Annotated in this window: 16 protein-coding genes; 10 read left to right on the top strand and 6 right to left on the bottom strand. The window is 60.8% G+C overall.

The features are described 5' to 3' along the window. Positions 1-34 precede the first annotated feature (34 nt). Positions 35-793, bottom strand: a complete 759-nt coding sequence (locus tag O0880_RS18585) for a 5'-methylthioadenosine/adenosylhomocysteine nucleosidase (protein ID WP_289887985.1) — start codon at positions 791-793, stop codon at positions 35-37. A gap of 1,507 nt (positions 794-2,300) precedes the next feature. Between O0880_RS18585 and O0880_RS18580 the strand changes: the two genes are divergently transcribed. The 7 genes from O0880_RS18580 to O0880_RS18550 all read left to right on the top strand — a co-directional run bounded on the left by O0880_RS18580 (position 2,301) and on the right by O0880_RS18550 (position 11,036). Next, the gene (locus tag O0880_RS18580; protein ID WP_289887984.1) at positions 2,301-3,926 is read left to right on the top strand and encodes a GMC family oxidoreductase N-terminal domain-containing protein; all 1,626 of its coding nucleotides are present in this window, start codon (positions 2,301-2,303) and stop codon (positions 3,924-3,926) included. 133 nt (positions 3,927-4,059) lie between these two features. Continuing rightward, positions 4,060-4,830 (top strand): ABC transporter ATP-binding protein, encoded by a 771-nt coding sequence (locus tag O0880_RS18575; protein WP_071325922.1) that lies wholly within the window; start codon positions 4,060-4,062, stop codon positions 4,828-4,830. Continuing rightward, complete coding sequence (locus tag O0880_RS18570) at positions 4,830-5,558, top strand: ABC transporter ATP-binding protein (protein WP_071325921.1); 729 nt, start codon at positions 4,830-4,832, stop codon at positions 5,556-5,558. Before O0880_RS18575 ends, O0880_RS18570 begins: the two co-directional genes overlap by 1 nt. Positions 5,559-5,625: 67 nt before the next feature. Further along, positions 5,626-6,843 carry an ABC transporter substrate-binding protein gene (locus O0880_RS18565; protein WP_071325920.1) on the top strand — a complete coding sequence of 406 codons (1,218 nt, stop codon included), beginning with the start codon at positions 5,626-5,628 and terminating at the stop codon, positions 6,841-6,843. A gap of 159 nt (positions 6,844-7,002) precedes the next feature. After that, positions 7,003-7,887 (top strand): branched-chain amino acid ABC transporter permease, encoded by an 885-nt coding sequence (locus O0880_RS18560; protein ID WP_071325919.1) that lies wholly within the window; start codon positions 7,003-7,005, stop codon positions 7,885-7,887. A gap of 31 nt (positions 7,888-7,918) precedes the next feature. After that, positions 7,919-8,899, top strand: coding sequence for a branched-chain amino acid ABC transporter permease (locus O0880_RS18555; RefSeq protein ID WP_289887982.1), 981 nt, complete (start codon positions 7,919-7,921; stop codon positions 8,897-8,899). Positions 8,900-8,975: 76 nt separating this feature from the next. Beyond that, entirely contained in the window at positions 8,976-11,036 is a 2,061-nt protein-coding gene (locus tag O0880_RS18550; protein WP_289887978.1) for a 3-hydroxybutyrate oligomer hydrolase family protein, read from the top strand. A gap of 47 nt (positions 11,037-11,083) precedes the next feature. Here O0880_RS18550 and O0880_RS18545 read toward each other — a convergent pair whose 3' ends face one another. From O0880_RS18545 to O0880_RS18525, 5 genes are all read right to left on the bottom strand, one after another. Then, a complete protein-coding gene (locus O0880_RS18545) occupies positions 11,084-11,875 on the bottom strand; it encodes an EAL domain-containing protein (protein WP_289887977.1) in 792 nt (263 codons plus the stop codon). 44 nt (positions 11,876-11,919) lie between these two features. Then, on the bottom strand, positions 11,920-13,077 hold the full coding sequence (locus tag O0880_RS18540; protein WP_289887975.1) for an iron-containing alcohol dehydrogenase: 1,158 nt from the start codon (positions 13,075-13,077) through the stop codon (positions 11,920-11,922). A 61-nt stretch (positions 13,078-13,138) separates the two neighbouring features. Then, on the bottom strand, positions 13,139-13,321 hold the full coding sequence (locus tag O0880_RS18535) for a hypothetical protein (RefSeq protein WP_156894983.1): 183 nt from the start codon (positions 13,319-13,321) through the stop codon (positions 13,139-13,141). After that, positions 13,312-13,671 carry an NADH-quinone oxidoreductase subunit A gene (locus O0880_RS18530; RefSeq protein ID WP_289887974.1) on the bottom strand — a complete coding sequence of 120 codons (360 nt, stop codon included), beginning with the start codon at positions 13,669-13,671 and terminating at the stop codon, positions 13,312-13,314. The genes O0880_RS18535 and O0880_RS18530 overlap by 10 nt, the downstream gene beginning before the upstream one ends. A gap of 86 nt (positions 13,672-13,757) precedes the next feature. Then, a complete protein-coding gene (locus O0880_RS18525) occupies positions 13,758-14,078 on the bottom strand; it encodes a multidrug efflux SMR transporter (RefSeq protein WP_289887973.1) in 321 nt (106 codons plus the stop codon). A gap of 336 nt (positions 14,079-14,414) precedes the next feature. Here O0880_RS18525 and mnmG point away from each other — a divergent pair, with 336 nt between their 5' ends. The 3 genes from mnmG (at position 14,415) to O0880_RS18510 (ending at position 17,933) form a co-directional block, all read left to right on the top strand. Beyond that, the gene (gene mnmG / locus O0880_RS18520) at positions 14,415-16,352 is read left to right on the top strand and encodes a tRNA uridine-5-carboxymethylaminomethyl(34) synthesis enzyme MnmG (protein WP_289887972.1); all 1,938 of its coding nucleotides are present in this window, start codon (positions 14,415-14,417) and stop codon (positions 16,350-16,352) included. Continuing rightward, positions 16,349-16,993, top strand: coding sequence for a 16S rRNA (guanine(527)-N(7))-methyltransferase RsmG (gene rsmG / locus O0880_RS18515; RefSeq protein WP_289887971.1), 645 nt, complete (start codon positions 16,349-16,351; stop codon positions 16,991-16,993). Before mnmG ends, rsmG begins: the two co-directional genes overlap by 4 nt. A 169-nt stretch (positions 16,994-17,162) precedes the next feature. Then, on the top strand, positions 17,163-17,933 hold the full coding sequence (locus O0880_RS18510; protein WP_071325910.1) for an AAA family ATPase: 771 nt from the start codon (positions 17,163-17,165) through the stop codon (positions 17,931-17,933). Positions 17,934-17,935: the final 2 nt, after the last annotated feature.

The raw sequence follows: 17,935 nt of genomic DNA, 5'->3' as shown, positions 1-17,935 counted from the left end.
TCTGCCCTTTTTTTATGCACACTGCGTGGAAATGTCAGGGGGCCAGGCGCTGGCACAGCTTGCGAATCACGTGAAACGCATAAGGCGAGGCGACTGTCTGCACAAAACGCATGAAGTCGACGGCCGCCTCTTCATTCGCATTGTCGGAAATCGTGCGCATGACGGTAAACGGCACGCCCAGCTCGAAACATACTTGCGCCACGGCGGCGCCTTCCATCTCGACGGCCAGCAGATCGGGCAAGTCCTGTTTCAATTGGCGGATATGCGCGGCGCTGCTGATGAACTGGTCGCCGCTGGCGATCATGCCGCGGTGCACTTGCGCCTGTTGCAGCGCCAATTCCTGGCGCTGCCCGGCATTCAATACGCTGTCGAGCCCCTCACGCAGGAAATCGTCGGCAGCCGCAGCCAGCTGGGAACTCAGTTCCAGGTCGGTGGCGAAGCGCTGCAAGCCCGTCAGCGGCACTTCGAAGCGGGGAAACAGGGGGCGCGCATCCATATCGTGCTGTAGCAACGCTTCGGCCACGACGATATCGCCGACTTTCACGTGCTTATCCCCACTGCCGGCCACGCCCGTGAAGACGATGTGGGTAACTCCATACTTTTCCACAAGGATAGAAGCTGTCATGGCAGCGGCAACCTTGCCCAGACGCGACAGGACGCACACAGCGTCGATATTCCACAGGGTTCCCAGGGTGTAGTCGCGCATGCCGTGCGAACGCGTCACGGGCCCTTGCAGGGCTTCCACCAGCCCCTGCTGTTCTTCATGCAAGGCACTGATGATGCCTAACCGCATTTTTTTGCTTGAATTCATGCTGTTTTTACAGGTTTGTCAGGTTGGAAGACGGTTTACACGGTGAAAACAGCTATTGGGGCAGCTTTTCCACCGTGCGCGTTTGTCTCTGTGTTTTAAATAAAGATGTATACATAAAAATAGTAGTGATAGTAAACGACGGTTTTTCTGTGGATAAGTCGGTATACCACCCAAAAATCATCAACTTAGGCTACAAAAAAGTACGCGCATAAACATTGTATCGAGGCAGGACTTGTTTGGGATAAAAGTTCGCCTGTGGACAAAGAGCGGGTTTTCCCACATCTCATCCTGTGGATATGCAGGCACTTATCCACACCGGCAAGCAAAAAGCGCGGTTTTTCTTGCTCTAGCGGCATGTTTGACGTGCTTCGCATGCCTCTATCCTTGCCTGGCAATCAACGTCGAGCGACCACGAGCGCGGTTCTTTCACGGACGTGCGCGTTCAAGCGATTCCTGGAAGACGGTTTGGCAGTGGTTCTGACTGTCGCCGTTGGCTTTTTTTTTGATGTTTTTTTTATGCTTTTTGGAAATATCCCCGGACTTCCGCTTTTTTTGTTGGTTTACAATAGATCTATATATAAAAATAGTAGTAATAGTAAACGCGTTTTTTTCTGTGGATAAGTCGCTTTTTTTCAACAGGATCAATCGTTTACGCGCAAAATAAAGCGTGCATAATCGCTGTATCACGCGAGGAGCAAAATTGTATAAAATGCGGTCCTGCGCATAACTTCGTGTTTACTCACAAGTCATCCTGTGGATATCAAGCGACTTATCCACAATCGATGCAAATCCCCCCTCTCTTCGATATCGAACAGCTTGCTGGCAGTGTGTCTGCTCAGGTCTGTTGACGTTTCCATTTTGCAAAACGGTTTGGCAGTGCTGTGCGCGTGATGCCGGCCGTGCCGGTTTTCCTTGCTTAGTTGTTGGCTGGATTTTTTTTCAGTCCAAGCTGTTTGCCGGCTTTTTTTTGAAGACAGGCCCGTGCATGTTCTTCAAGGAGAAGGGCAGGCAAAGCGTGCGTTGTCGGGTTTACCTTAATAAGATCGTATACAAGAATAGTAATAGTAGTTAACGCGAGCAACTTCTGTGGATAAGTCCCGATTTATCCTTGTAAACAATCGCTTGGCGTACGGATAAGCGCTGAGTAAGCGTTGTATCTGGCTGGGATGGTTTCTGGACAAAAAAAACGGTCGAAAAAATTTTTCGTTTACGCACATATCGTCCCTGTGGATATCCCAATGCTTATCCACAGCTTCCAGCCCCTGTTTTTGCCTGTTTTAGCCACATTGAAACGTTCGCGTGGCTCGCTGGAGTCGCTGACATCAGCACGATTATTGTCGCCCTGGCACGGTACTGGTGGTACTCTGGCTTGCGGCTTGAAAGCGACTTCATGGCCGTGCATGCGTGAACGAACACAGACTCTGGTAAACGGGACGCGGCGGGGAGACACGCCGCGCGACAGCTTGATGGCATACCTGAAGGAGCTTCATTGGAATCGGCAGGCGAATACGACTACATCATCGTGGGCGGCGGCACGGCAGGCTGCGTACTGGCCAACCGGCTCACGCGCGACAAGAACGCCACCGTTTTGCTGGTGGAAGCGGGCGGCAAGGACGACTACGTCTGGATCCACATCCCCGTCGGTTACTTGCATTGCATCGGCAATCCCCGCACGGACTGGCTGTATTCCACCCAGGCGGACGCGGGCCTGGGCGGGCGCAGCCTGATCTATCCACGCGGCAAAGTGCTGGGCGGCAGTTCCTCGATCAACGGCATGATCTATATGCGCGGCCAGGCCGGCGACTATGACCATTGGGCCGACTTGACGGACGACGCTTCCTGGCGCTGGGATAAAGTGCTGCCCTTGTTCAAGCAAAGCGAGGATTATTACGGCGGCGCCTCGGAAAACCATGGCGTGGGCGGCGAATGGCGCGTGGAAAAACAGCGGCTGTCGTGGGATATCCTGAACGCTTTTCGCGATGCGGCGCAGCAGGTGGGCATTCCGAAAACCAGCGATTTCAACGGCGGCGACAATGGCGGCAGCGCGTATTTCGACGTCAACCAGCGTCGCGGCATCCGCTGGAATACGTCGAAGGCGTTTTTGAAACCGGCCGCGCGCCGGCCCAATCTCACGATCATGACCGGTTGCCACGTGGAACGGTTATTGCTGGAAACCACGGAGACTGGGCCGCGCTGTACGGGCATCGTGTTTACGGGCGGCGGCACGCAGTGGCAGGCGACGGCCAAACGTGAAACCGTGCTGACGGCGGGCGCCATCGGCTCGCCGCAATTGCTGCAATTGTCCGGCATCGGCCCGGCCGCCCTGCTGCAGGAACATGGCATCGCGCCCGTGCTCGACGCCCCTGGCGTGGGCGGCAACCTGCAAGACCATCTGCAACTGCGCATGGTGTTCAAAGTGCAGGGCGTCAAGACCTTGAACGTCATGGCGAGCAATATGCTGGGCAAGATGCAGATCGGCTTGCAATATGCGCTGTTCCAGAGCGGGCCCATGTCGATGGCGCCGTCGCAGCTGGGGGCGTTCGCCAAGTCCGACCCGCGGCAAGCGACGCCGAATCTGCAATACCATGTGCAGCCGCTGTCGCTCGATAAATTCGGCGAACCGCTGCATGCGTTTCCCGCGTTTACGGCCAGCGTGTGCAATCTGCGGCCCACGTCGCGCGGCAGCGTGCACATCGCCAGTGCCGACAGCTATGCGGCGCCAAAGATCGTTCCCAATTACCTCAGTACGCAGCAGGACCGCGCCGTGGCGGCCGATGCCTTGCGCCTGACGCGCAGCATTGTCGCGGCGCCGGCCCTGAAACAATTTGCGCCGGAAGAATACAAGCCGGGCATCCAGTTTCAGAGCGAGGAAGAGCTGGCGCAGGCTGCCAGCCAGATCGGCACCACCATCTTTCATCCGGTCGGCACCTGCCGCATGGGCCTGGCCAGCGATCCCTTGAGCGTCGTCGACAGCCAGTTGCGCGTGCTGGGCGTGGCCGGCCTGCGCGTCGTCGATGCCTCCATCATGCCCTACATTACTTCTGGTAATACGAACTCGCCGACGGTGATGATCGCTGAAAAAGCGGCGCAAATGATACAGGCAGCCTGGAAATGACCGCGTAACCGCGTGCATTTGCGCCATTCGGGCCAGCCAAAAATCCCCGTAGTTATACTGTATTGTGCGTTAAATTTAAGTTGTGTATTATAAAAATGACTAAGTAGTACAAAAAGTACAACTAGGAGACACGATGTCAAACGTAATCTTGGAAACAAGAAATTTGACCAAGGAATTCAAGGGGTTCACCGCCGTCAGCGACGTGAACCTGAAGGTAGAGCGGGGCCATATCCACGCCTTGATCGGTCCCAACGGCGCCGGCAAGACCACGTGTTTCAACTTGCTCACCAAATTCCTGGTCCCCACATCCGGACAGATCCTGTTCAATGGGAAAGACATCACGGCCGCCAAACCGGCCCAGATCGCCCGCATGGGCGTGATCCGCTCGTTCCAGATTTCCGCCGTCTTTCCCCATTTGTCCGTGCTGCAGAATGTGCGCATCGGCTTGCAGCGCCAGCTCGGCACCTCGTTTCACTTCTGGCAGAGCGAACGTTCCCTGAACCAGCTCAACGACCGCGCCATGGCCTTGCTGGCCGAAGTCGACTTGACGGAGTTTGCCGACACCATCACGGTCGACATGCCGTACGGGCGCAAGCGGGCGCTGGAAATCGCCACCACCCTGGCGATGGAGCCGGAAATGATGCTGCTCGACGAACCGACGCAGGGCATGGGCCACGAAGACGTGCACCGTGTCACGGAACTGATCAAGAAGGTCTCGGCCGGCCGCACCATCCTGATGGTGGAACACAATATGAATGTGGTCTCCGGCATCTGCGACAAGATTTCCGTCCTGCAGCGCGGCGCCATGCTGGCCGAAGGCAGTTACGCGGAAGTGTCGCGCAATCCGCAAGTGATGGAAGCGTACATGGGCACCACCCACGCCGAGCTGGAAGGGGCGCATTGATGACGACACAATCGAATGGCAGCGCAGCCGCGCTGGAAATTACCCAGCTGCACACCTGGTATGGCGAATCGCACATCCTGCATGACGTGAACTTGAAAGTGGAGCAGGGCGAAGTGGTGACTTTGCTGGGCCGCAACGGCGCCGGCCGCACGACGACCTTGCGCGCGATCATGGGCTTGACGGGCGCGCGCACGGGCTCGATCAAGGTCAACGGCGTCGAAGCGATAGGTTTGGCCACGCACAAAATCGCCCACCTGGGCATCGGTTATTGTCCCGAAGAGCGCGGCATTTTTTCATCGCTGTCGACTGAGGAAAACCTGATGCTGCCGCCCACCCTGGCCAGCGGCGAGAAGGGCATGTCGGTGGACGAAATCTACGCCATGTTTCCCAACCTGCAGGAGCGCCGCCACAGCCAGGGCACGCGCCTGTCGGGCGGCGAGCAGCAGATGCTGGCCGTGGCGCGCATCCTGCGCACGGGCGCGCGCCTGCTGCTGCTCGACGAGATATCCGAAGGCCTGGCGCCCGTCATCGTGCAGGGCCTGGCGCGCATGATCACCACCCTGAAGGCGAAGGGATACACCATCGTCATGGTGGAGCAGAATTTCCGGTTTGCCGCGCCGCTGGCGGACCGGTTTTATGTGATGGAGCACGGTCAGATCGTCGAGACTTTCGCTGCATCCGAACTGGAGGCCAAGATGCCGGTATTGACCGAGCTGCTTGGCGTGTAGTCCTGTAATGCCGTATCGTCGTCCCGCAATCGACTGAATAGCAAACAATAATCCCAACGGAGACACCATGAAACGTAACGCTATCGCCATTGCCACCGCCACCCTGTGTACCCTGTCTGCACTGGGCTTTTCCGCCGCCGCGCACGCCCAGGTATCGGGCGACACCATCAAGATCGGCTTTATTTCCGATATGTCCGGCGTGTATTCCGACGTCGACGGCCTCGGCGGCGCGGAAGCCATCAAGATGGCGATCGCCGATGCCGGCGTGGTCATCGCCGGCAAGAAGGTGGAATTCATTTCCGCCGACCATCAGAACAAGGCCGACATCGCCGCCTCGAAGGCGCGCGAGTGGTTCGACCAGCAGGGCGTCGACATGCTGATCGGCGGCACCAATTCCGGCGCCAGCCTGGCCATGGCCAAGGTGGCGGCGGAAAAGAAAAAGATCTTCGTCGCCATCGGCGCCGGCTCCTCGCGCCTGACGAATGAAGAGTGCACGCCGTACACCGTGCATTACGCGTATGACACGGTGGCGCTGGCGCGCGGCACGGGCGGCACCATCGTCAAGCAGGGCGGCAAGAACTGGTATTTCATGACGGCCGACTACGCGTTTGGCCATTCGCTGGAAAAAGACACGGCAGAGGTCGTCAAGGCGGCCGGCGGCAAGGTGCTGGGCAGCGTCAAGCATCCGCTGGGCGCCTCGGACTTCTCCTCGTTCCTGCTGCAGGCGCAAGCGGCCAAGCCGCAAATCCTGGGCCTGGCCAATGCCGGCGGCGACGCCATCAACAGCATCAAGGCGGCCAACGAATTCGGCGTGACGAAAAACGTGAAACTGGCCGGCTTGCTCATCTTTATCAACGACATCCATTCGCTGGGCCTGAACCTGACGCAGGGCATGTACCTGACGGATGGCTGGTACTGGGACTTGAATCCGGAAACGCGGGCCTGGTCGAAACGTTATTTCGACAAGATGAAGAAGGAACCGTCGATGCTGCAGGCGGCCGACTATTCGGCCGCGGCGAACTACCTGAAAGCCGTCAAGGCGCTCGGCACCGACGATACCGAGAAGGTCATGGCCTACCTGAAAAAGACCAAGATCAACGACATGTTCACGAAGAATGGCGAAGTGCGTCCCGATGGCCGCATGGTGCACGACATGTATTTGATGGAAGTCAAGAAACCGTCCGAGTCGAAATACCCATGGGATTACTACAAGGTGGTGGCCACCGTGCCCGGCGCGCAAGCGTACGTGACCAAGGCCGAATCGAAGTGTTCGCTGTGGAAGTAAGGCTGTAGAGCTACCTCCAACGGATGGCCCGGCGTGGGCCATCCGTCCTGCACGCTTGTCGCCTGCAGGGTTCGCCTTGCGCCGTCGCGCCAGTCTGCGGCGGCGTGTTTCCCTTGATACCACACCGTCATCCGGCGGTGCTTTTTATACTGTGATGCCATGGAAATTTTCGGCGTTCCTTTACAAGCGATGATGAGCCAGCTGCTGCTGGGCCTCGTCAACGGCTCGTTCTATGCCATGTTGTCCCTCGGTCTGGCCGTCATCTTTGGCTTGCTTAACGTTATTAATTTCTCGCACGGCGCCATGTACATGATGGGCGCCTTCCTGGCCTGGATGGGCCTCAGTTATTTCGACATCAATTACTGGGCCATGCTGGTCATCGCCCCTATCCTCGTCGGCCTGTTCGGCATCCTGATCGAAAAAACCATGCTGCGCTGGCTGTATAAACTCGACCACCTGTATGGCTTGCTGCTGACCTTTGGCATCACCCTGATCATGGAAGGCGTGTTCCGCTCGTTCTATGGCGTCTCGGGCCAGCCGTACGCGGTGCCCGAAGCGCTGGCCGGCGCGACCGACCTGGGCTTCATGATCCTGCCGAACTACCGCGCCTGGGTGGTGGTGGCGTCGCTGTTCGTCTGCCTGGCCACCTGGTTCGTCATCGAGAAAACCAAATTGGGGGCCTACCTGCGGGCCGGCACGGAAAACCCAAAACTGGTGGAAGCGTTCGGCATCAACGTGCCGCTGATGGTGACCCTGACCTTCGGCTTCGGCGTAGCGCTGGCCGGCTTCGCCGGCGTGCTGGCGGCACCGATCATCCAGGTCTCGCCACTGATGGGCTCGAACCTGATCATCGTCGTCTTTGCCGTGGTGGTGATCGGCGGCATGGGCTCCATCATGGGGTCCATCCTGACAGGCCTGGGCCTGGGCGTGATCGAGGGCCTGACCCGCGTGTTCTACCCGGAGGGCTCGGCAACCGTGGTGTTCGTCGTGATGGTCATCGTGTTGCTGCTGCGTCCCGCCGGCCTGTTCGGCAAAGAGAAGTAATCCTCATCAGTCATGTATTGGAGCAATTACGATGAATAAGAATGTAGGCTACGCCATCGCCTTGCTGCTGGCGTTGGCCGCCCCGTTTTACGGCTATCCCGTCTTCCTGATGAAGTTGCTGTGCTTTGCCCTGTTTGCCTGTGCCTTCAATTTGCTGATCGGCTACACGGGCTTGCTGTCGTTCGGCCACGCCGCCTTCTTTGGCGGTGCCGGCTATGTCACCGGCTACGCGCTGCGCACCTGGGGCTGGCCGACGGAACTGGGTCTGCTGGCCGGTGTCGCCACCGGCGCCGGCCTGGGCCTGATCATGGGCGGCCTGGCGATCCGCCGCCAGGGCATCTATTTCACGATGATTACGCTGGCGCTGGCGCAGATGGTGTACTTCCTCGCCTTGCGCCTGCCGTTCACGGGCGGCGAGGATGGCTTGCAGGGTGTTCCACGTGGAACCTTGTTGGGCATCATCGACCTGGGCAACGACACGGTGCTGTACTACTTCGTGCTGGCCATCTTCATCGCCGGCTTCACCCTGATCGTGCGCACCATCCACTCGCCGTTCGGGCAAGTCTTAAAGGCGATCAAGGAAAACGAGCCGCGCGCCATCTCGCTCGGCTATGACGTCAACAAGTACAAGCTGATGGCCATCGTGCTGTCCGCTTCGCTGGCGGCGCTGGCCGGCGCCACCAAGACCCTGGTGCTGGGCTTTGAAACCCTGACGGATGTGTACTGGGGCATGTCGGGCCTGGTCGTGCTGATGACCCTGGTGGGCGGCATGGGCACCATGGCCGGTCCCATCCTCGGCGCCGTGCTGATCATCGCGCTGGAAAACAAGCTGGGCGACTTCGGCACCTACCTGGCCACGCACACGGGCGTCGAGTGGTTCGGCACCCTGGGCGAATCGGTGGGCATCGTCACCGGCATCATCTTCGTCATCTGCGTGCTGATGTTCCGGCGCGGCATCGTCGGCGAAGCCATCGCCCGCTTCGGCGGCAGGGCGGCCAAGGCCTCGGTCTGATTTTCAAGCAACGCCGGACTGCTCGTCCGGCGTTTTTCATTGTGCGTCCACTGTTACCTCAACGGAGAGAACCACCATGCAAATGACGATCACGCGCGCGGGGAGCGGCCTGTGCACCCTGCTGGCGTTGGCAGCCTGCGGCAGCAACCATGCACCGGAAGAGCTGAACCAGATGCCCGGCTACCTGGGCACCATCACGCGCGCCGACTACGACGGCAAGAGCAATGATCTGCTCACGGCCGGCCTCGGCAAGACGGGGCTGGCGGCGGCCACGCCCGCGTATGCGAACGGGGAGCAGCCGACGCCGCTCGAGCTGCGCCGCAATGCGATACACGCCAACTACCGCGCCGTGCTCGATATCAGCGCCAACAGCGGTTACGGCACCCTGTACGGTCCGAACGTGGACGCGGGCGGCAATGTCGGCACGGGCGAGGGCCTGGTCGCCGGCAGCGAGTACATCGCCTACGCCGACGACGGCACGGGCAAGAAGAACGTGACGCTGATGGTGCAGGTGCCGGCCAGCTTCGATCCCAACCACGCCTGCATCGTCACGGGGACGTCGAGCGGTTCGCGCGGCATCTACGGCGCCATCGGCAGCTCGGGCGAGTGGGGCCTGAAAAAAGGCTGCGCCGTCGCGTATGCGGACAAGGGCTCGGGCACGGGCCTGTATGTGTTCGAGGACGACAGCGTCAACTTGCAGAACGGCGTGCGCGCTGGCAGACTCGCCGCCGGCAAGAACGCCATCTTCGCGCCGGAGCTGAGCGATGCCGACCGGCTGGCCTGGGCTGGCGCCAACCCGAACCGCGTCGCCTTCAAGCATGCGCACTCGCAGCAGAATCCGGAGAAGGACTGGGGCAAGGTCACCCTGCAGGCCATCGAGATGGCCTATTACGTGTTGAACGAGCGCTACGGCGTGCTGGCGCGCGACGGCAGCTCGCGCATCGTGCGCCTGACGCCGAGGAATACCATCACCATCGCCTCGAGCATTTCCAACGGCGCCGGCTCGGCCCTGCTGGCGGCGGAGCAGGATAGCAAAGGGCTCATCAGTGGCGTCGCCGCCAGCGAGCCGCAAATCCAGCCGGCGTCGTCAACCGGCTACAGCGTGCGCCAGGGCGGAGTGCTGGTAAACACGCCGGGACGTTCGCTGTTCGACTATGCCACCTATGCGGCGCTGTATCAGCCATGCATCGCTGCCGTGGCCGGCAACGCGGGACGCTGCACGGCGCTCGTCAGCAAGGGTTTATTGAACGGTGCCGACCTGGCGGCGCAGCAGGCGGACGCGAAACAGCGCCTGCAGGCGTATGGCTGGCTGGTGGATTCCGCTCCCTTGCAGGCGGCACACGCGGGCACGAATATCCTCGTGGCCGTCACGTATGCGTATGCCTACGGCAAATTCTCCGTGACGGACAAGGTGTGCGGCTTCACGTTTGCGCAGACGGACGGCAGCGGCATTTCCATCCCGTTCACCTCGGCGCAAAAGGCGGCCAGTTTTGCCGCGCAGAACGGCATTCTCGGCAATGTCGTCTACGAAAACAGCGTCGGCGGCGCCAGGGTCTACACGGCGGGCGTCTCGCCGTCGACCACTCTGGCGGACCAGTCGCTCGATGGCTTCCTGTGCTTGCGCAGCTTGGCGATGGGCAGCGATGCCGTCACCGGCGCCACCCTGCAGGGCACGCTGGCAGGACAGAGCGCGCGCGTGCGCGCCGGCATGGCCGAGGTACGGGCGAGCGGCAAGCTGCAGGGCAAGCCGGCCATCATCGTGCATGGCCGCAGCGACACCCTGATCCCCGTCAATCACGCCGCGCGCGCGTATGTGGGCTTGAATGCGGCTGCCGATGGCGCAGCCAGCAAGCTGCGCTATATCGAGGTGACGCACGCGAATCATTTCGATTCCTTCAGCAATGCCTTGCCGACCCTGATCGTGCCGCTGCACGTGTATCTGAACCGGGCGCTCGACGCCATGTATGCGCATCTGGCATCGCAGCAAGCCCTGCCGCCATCGCAGGTGGTGCGCACGGTGACGCGCGCCGATGCGTCGACGCTGATCACGAACGTCAACGTGCCGCCGATCGCGGCCGCTGCGGCGCCTGGCAATGCCATCAATGTGACTGGTACGGTGGTGGATATTCCCAACTAGGGCACCTTGCCTGTGGAACAAGCGGCCACGTTTCACGTGGCCGTTTTTTATGCCCAGGCCGCCTCGGGGATCTGTCCCAGGCCCTGGAACACAGGCTGGGAAAACCAGTAGCCTTGCATCAAAGAAATGCCGCAGCTGGCGAGGAAGTCGCGCTCGGCGCGCGTCTCGATGCCTTCGGCCAGCACGCGGATGCCCAGCTCGCGGCACAGGCCGGCAACGGCGCGCACGATGGCCTGGCGCGGCGGCGAGGTGTCGATGTTGCGCACCAGGTCCATGTCGATCTTGACGATGTCGGGCTGGTATTCGGCCAGCAGGTTCAAGCCCGCATAGCCGGCGCCAAAATCATCGATGGCCGTCTGGAAGCCGAAGCGTCGGTAGGCGCGGAAAATCTCGACCAGGTGGGGGCGGTCCTGTACCCGTTCGCCTTCCGTCACTTCGAAGATGATCTTGTCGGTCGGGAAGTTGTACAAGGTGGCCGCTTCCAGGGTGCTGCGGATGCAGACGTCGGGACGGTACACGGCGTTGGGCAGGAAATTGATCGATAGAAAGCCTGGCATGCCTAGCCTGGCTGCGCCAGCGACGGCCTTGACGCGGCACGCCTGGTCGAAGCGGTAGCGGTTTTCGTCGTTGACGTGCGCCAGCACGCTGGCGGCGCTTTCGCCATGCGGGCCGCGCACCAGCGCCTCGTGCGCATAGATGCTGCGCGTGTCCAGGTCGATGATGGGTTGATAGGCATACTCGAACGCAAAACCCAGCGGCGCGCTGTCGTGGCAGCCCGCACAGGTGCCGTGCGGAAAATGGGTCGTGTTGGCGTGAATGCGGATATCGGGAGGCGTCATGGCGGCAGTGTAGCAGGGCGGGCCACGCTAATCCGTCTGCTGCTTCACAGTGCGGCCGCGTAGATGGCGCGCGCGTCGTCGCGCGTGACGGCGCGGGGATTGTTGCCGAGCAGCCGTGTCTGCAGCATGGCGGCGTCGGCCAGCCGGTCCAGGTCGCTGGCGTCGATGCCCACCTCGCGCAGCGTGCGCGCGATGCCGGTGGCCAGCGCGATATCGTGCAGGATGTCGATCAGCGTGTTGGCCCGCGCCTCGTCGCTGCCCGTGATGCCGGGTCGGAGCACGGTGGCCAGCTGCGCATACAGGGGCGCCGCGTGCGACAGGTTAAAGCGCAGCACGTGCGGCAGCACCAGTGCATTCGACAAGCCATGTGGCACGTGGAACAGGCCGCCGATCGGATAGGCGAGGGCGTGCACGGCCGCGACGGGCGCGTTGGAAAACGCCTGGCCGGCCAGCATGGCGCCCAGCAGCATGGCTTGCCGCGCCGGCAAGCTGGCCCCGTCCTGACAGGCGGCGACGAGGTTGGCCGACAGCAGCGACAACGCCTGCGTGGCGAGCATGTCGGACAGCGGGTTCTTGAGCAGGCGGCTGGTATAGGCTTCGATCGCATGCACCATGGCATCGATGCCCGTGGTGGCCGTCACGGGCGCAGGCAAGCCCAGGGTCAGGCTGGCGTCAAGGATGGCCAGGTCCGCATACAGTTGCGGCGCGACGACGCCCATCTTGGTGGTGGCGCCCGTGGTGACGATGGCGATGTTGGTGACTTCGGAGCCGGTGCCTGCCGTGGTCGGCAACTGCACGAGGGGCAGGCGCTGGCCCTGTACATTGCCGATGCCATACAGCTGCGCTAGGTCCTGGTGGCCAGGCGCCAGCACGGCCACCAGCTTGGCCACGTCGAGCGAGCTGCCGCCGCCGAGGCCGATAATCAGTTCCACGTGAAACATCTGCGCCATCGCCACGCCGGCCAATACGACGGCTTCGGGCGGATCGGCTTGCACCTCGGAAAACACATGCGTCTCGATGCCGGCCGCCTGCAAGCTGTGCAGGGGAAGGGCGGCCTGGCCCGTGCGCAAGAATCCCGCATCGGTGACGAGCAGGGCGCGGCGAACGAGGGGGAAGTGGCGGGCGACCTGCGCGCCCAACTGGGCGGCGGCACCCGCCTCGATGATCAGATGGGGCACGGTGCGGAACTGGAAGGCGGACATGCCTACTCCTGGCAGTAAGGACAGTCGCCAGCTTACTCCGCTTTCCAGCGCCATGTCTGTTTCACGTGGAACCGTTTATACCTGGCAGCAGGCCGGCCTGTCCCAGGCAGACGAGGAGCGACAGGCCGGATACCGCGGCCAGCACGCGGAAGGTGCGGGCATTCTTGCGGTACTCGCGCATGGCGGCATAGGCCAGGCCGATCCCCATCAACATATTCAGGAACAGCAGATTGCTCATTCCCATTCGAGCGCTCCTTTTTTCCACTCATACGCGAGGCCGATGGTCAGCACGGTGAGGAAGGCCATGATGGCCCAGAAGCCGAGCAGTCCCAGTTCCTTCACATTCGCCGCCCACGGCATGAGGAAGATCACTTCGATATCGAACAGGATGAACAGGATGGCGACCAGGTAGAAACGGATGTCGAACTTCATGCGCGCATCGCCGAACGCTTCGAAGCCGCATTCATATTGCGACAGCTTCTGCGCGTCGGGCTTGTGCGGTCCCAGCACGCGCCCCAGCAGCATGGGCACGATGCCGACCAGGATACCGACGAGGATGAACAGCAGGACGGGAAAGTAGTTTTCGAGCAGCATGAGATTTCCTATGACGAGAATGAAACGGTGGGCGTGGCGGTGCCGCGCAGACGCGCTTGCGCCTGGCGGCACGCCGGTCAGGTGATTTAATGTGCCGAAGACATCTTCATCAGCACGATGCCGCAGACGATGAGGATGGCGGCGCAGACGCGCATAAAGCTCAGCTGTTCACCGAGCGCCACGATGCCGATGATGAAGGCGCCGATGGCGCCTATGCCGGTCCAGATCGTGTACGCCGTGCCCAGCGGAATGCTGCGCATGGCGAACGACAGCAAGCCGAAGCTGGCGATCATCATGACGAGGGTGATCAGGGAGGGGATGGGTTTGCTGAAGCCTTCGGAGAGCTTCATCGAATATGCCCAGACGACTTCAAAAATACCGGCGATGAATAAGAGTATCCAGACCACGGTGGCTCCTTGTGCAGAGCGGGCCGTCCCGGTGTGTTCCCATGATGGGGGAGGCCGTCCTCCAGAGCATCGTTCTGGCGGTCACGGGCGTGACCACGTTGGCGAACGATGTTGCGATTGTAGCGAAAAACGGGCGCGGCCGCCATCCCTGTCTTGCCTGGTACACGGCAGCCGTGGCCAGCATGTGTGTTTCACGTGGAACAAAAAAGCCTGTTGTACAGGGCTTGCTGAGTAAAAATTAAGCAAAAATTGGCCTGTCGAAGGTTGCGCTTGCAAAAAGACTCTATAATCGGAGCTCTCTTCTCGCATTTTTACTTGCACTGTTACCTATTTATCATGTTATTTCCTACAGAATTCGACGTCATCGTTGTCGGTGGTGGTCACGCCGGTACCGAGGCGGCCCTCGCTTCCGCCCGCATGGGGCAGAAGACGCTATTGCTCACGCATAATATTGAGACACTGGGCCAGATGTCGTGCAATCCCTCCATCGGTGGCATCGGCAAGGGCCACCTGGTCAAGGAGGTCGATGCCATGGGCGGCGCGATGGCCATCGCCACCGACGAGTCCGGCATCCAGTTCCGCATCCTGAATTCCTCGAAAGGCCCGGCAGTACGCGCCACGCGCGCCCAGGCCGACCGCATTCTCTACAAGGCCGCTATCCGCGCGCGCCTGGAAAACCAGCCGAATCTGTGGCTGTTCCAGCAAGCCGTCGATGACCTGATCGTCGAAGGCGACCGGGTCGTTGGCGCCGTGACGCAGATCGGCCTGAAGTTCCTCGCGCGCGCCGTCGTGCTGACGGCCGGCACCTTCCTCGATGGCAAGATCCACGTGGGTCTGAACAACTACTCGGCTGGCCGCGCCGGCGACCCGCCCGCCATCTCGCTGTCGGCCCGTCTGAAGGAATTGAAACTGCCGCAGGGCCGCCTGAAAACGGGTACGCCGCCGCGCATCGATGGCCGTACGATCGACTTTTCCGTGATGCAGGAACAGCCGGGCGACCTCGATCCCGTGCCCGTCTTCTCGGTGATGGGCAACACGGCCATGCACCCGCGCCAGGTGCCGTGCTGGGTCACGCACACGAATGCGCAGACGCACGACATCATCCGCGCCGGCCTCGATCGCAGCCCCATGTATACGGGCGTCATCGAAGGCGTGGGCCCCCGTTATTGCCCGTCGATCGAAGACAAGATCCACCGTTTCTCGGGAAAGGAATCGCACCAGATCTTCCTCGAGCCGGAAGGCTTGACGACGCATGAGTTCTATCCGAACGGCATCTCGACGAGCCTGCCCTTCGACGTGCAGATCGCCCTGGTGCAGTCGATGAAAGGCATGGAAAACGCGCACATCCTGCGTCCCGGCTACGCCATCGAATACGATTATTTCGACCCGCGCGGCCTGAAGGCGTCGCTGGAAACGAAGGCCGTCGCGGGCCTGTTCTTCGCCGGCCAGATCAACGGCACCACGGGCTACGAGGAAGCGGCCGCGCAAGGAATGCTGGCGGGCCTGAATGCGGCCTTGCTGACGCAGGACAAGGACGCCTGGGTACCGGGCCGCTCCGAGGCCTATCTGGGCGTGCTGGTCGACGATCTGATCACGCAGGGCGTGCAGGAACCGTACCGCATGTTCACCAGCCGCGCCGAGTACCGTCTGAGCCTGCGCGAAGACAATGCCGACATGCGCCTGACGGAAATCGGCCGCGCCCTGGGCTGCGTCGGCGACGCCCAGTGGCAGGCCTTCGAGACCAAGCGCGAAGCGGTGGCGCTGGAACTCGAGCGCCTGCGTTCCACATGGGTCAATCCACGCATCCTGGCAGCTGCCGAGTCGGAGCGCATCGTCGGCCAGGCCATCGAGCGCGAATATTCGCTGGCGGACTTGCTGCGCCGGCCGAACGTGGCCTACGACACCCTGATGAGCATGACGGGCGTCGAAGGCCAGGCCCTGGCCGGCCCCGGCGTGGCGGATCCCGCTGTGCGCGAACAGGTGGAAATCCAGCTCAAATATGCGGGCTACATCGAGCGCCAGAGCAAGGAAATCGAGCGCCACGAACACTACGAAAACCTGGCCTTGCCCGAGGGTTTCAATTACCTCGATATCGCTGCACTGTCGGTCGAAGTGCGGCAAAAACTCGACAAGCAGCGCCCGGAAACCCTGGGCCAGGCATCGCGTATTTCCGGCGTGACGCCGGCGGCGATTTCGCTGCTGTTGGTGCACTTGAAAAAGCGCGGTTTCGGTGCCGCGCAGACCACCACTTTAAAGGATGAGGTTGTTGAATGAAGCAGTTTGACCGGGCCGCACTGGCCCAGATTTTGAATGAAGGCATCGCCGCGCTGGGGCTGGACCTGAGCGCGGATCAGACGGAAAAACTGCTCGATTACCTGGCCTTGCTGGCCAAATGGAATAGCGTGTACAACCTGACGTCGGTGCGCGATCCCATGCAGATGCTGACCCTGCACGTGCTCGATTCGCTGGCTGCCGTGCCGGCGTTCGCGGAGGCGAAAAACGTGCTCGACGTGGGGGCCGGCGGCGGCTTGCCGGGCATGGTATTGGCCATCGCGCGGCCCGATGTGAAGGTGTCGATGATCGACACCGTGCACAAGAAGACGGCATTCCTGACGCAAGTGAAGGCGGAACTGGGCCTGGCCAATGTCACCGTGTACACGAAGCGGGTGGAACAGCTGGAAGTGAAGCAGAAATTCGACGTGATCACCTCGCGCGCCTTCGCCGACCTGTCCGACTTCGTCAACTGGTCGGGCCACGTGCTGGAAGAGGGCGGTCAATTCATCGCCTTGAAGGGCGTGGCGCCGCCAGACGAGCGCGAGCGACTGCCAGCGGAATGGCGAGTTACGGAGCTACGCGCAATCGCGGTGCCAGGGCTAAATGCAGAGCGTCATCTGGTCTTTATAGCAAGAGTTTAAACGCCGGAAAATTAAACGATATAAATCATATAAATGGTTTATACGGTATAAATCATATAAACCGTATAAACGATTTATATCGTATAAATGAAATAAACAGTATAAATCGTTTCGGTAAAAATGCCGGGGCGCACGATGAAGTTTGCATCTCTTTACAACTAGAAGATACATGGCCAAAATTTTTTGTGTAGCAAATCAAAAGGGTGGTGTTGGTAAAACCACAACAAGCGTCAACCTCTCCGCCGGTCTGGCCAAGTTGAACCAGCGTGTGCTGCTGGTCGACCTCGACCCGCAGGGCAATGCGACCATGGGCGCCGGCATCAACAAGGCCGGCCTGAAGGCGTCCACCTATGAAGTGATGCTGGGCGAGTCCGATGTCAAAACGGCACGCCAGCGTTCGGAAGCGGGGCGCTTCGATGTCTTGCCGTCGAACCGCGAGCTGGCCGGCGCCGAAGTGGAGATGGTCGAACTGGACAACCGCGAACGCCGCCTGAAGGAGGCGCTGGCCGAAGTGGACGACGAATACGACTTCATCCTCGTCGATTGCCCACCGGCATTATCGATGCTGACCCTGAACGGCCTGTGCGCCGCGCATGGCGTGATCATCCCGATGCAGTGCGAGTACTACGCGCTCGAAGGCCTGTCCGATCTGGTCAACACCATCAAGAAGGTGCATGCGAACCTGAACCCGGACTTGAAGATCATCGGCCTGTTGCGCGTGATGTTCGATCCACGCATGACATTATCGCAACAAGTGTCGGCGCAGCTGGAACAGCACTTTGGCGATAAGGTCTTCAATACCATCATCCCGCGCAATGTGCGCCTGGCCGAAGCGCCATCGTACGGCTTGCCCGGCGTGACCTTCGATCCGAGCTCGAAGGGCGCCCAGGCGTATATCGCCTTCGGCGCCGAGATGGTCGAACGCATCAAACATATGTAAAC

This window comes from Janthinobacterium sp. SUN118 (genome assembly GCF_030397695.1).
Lineage (GTDB): Bacteria > Pseudomonadota > Gammaproteobacteria > Burkholderiales > Burkholderiaceae_D > Janthinobacterium.
This window is presented reverse-complemented; position numbering and strand designations above follow the sequence as displayed.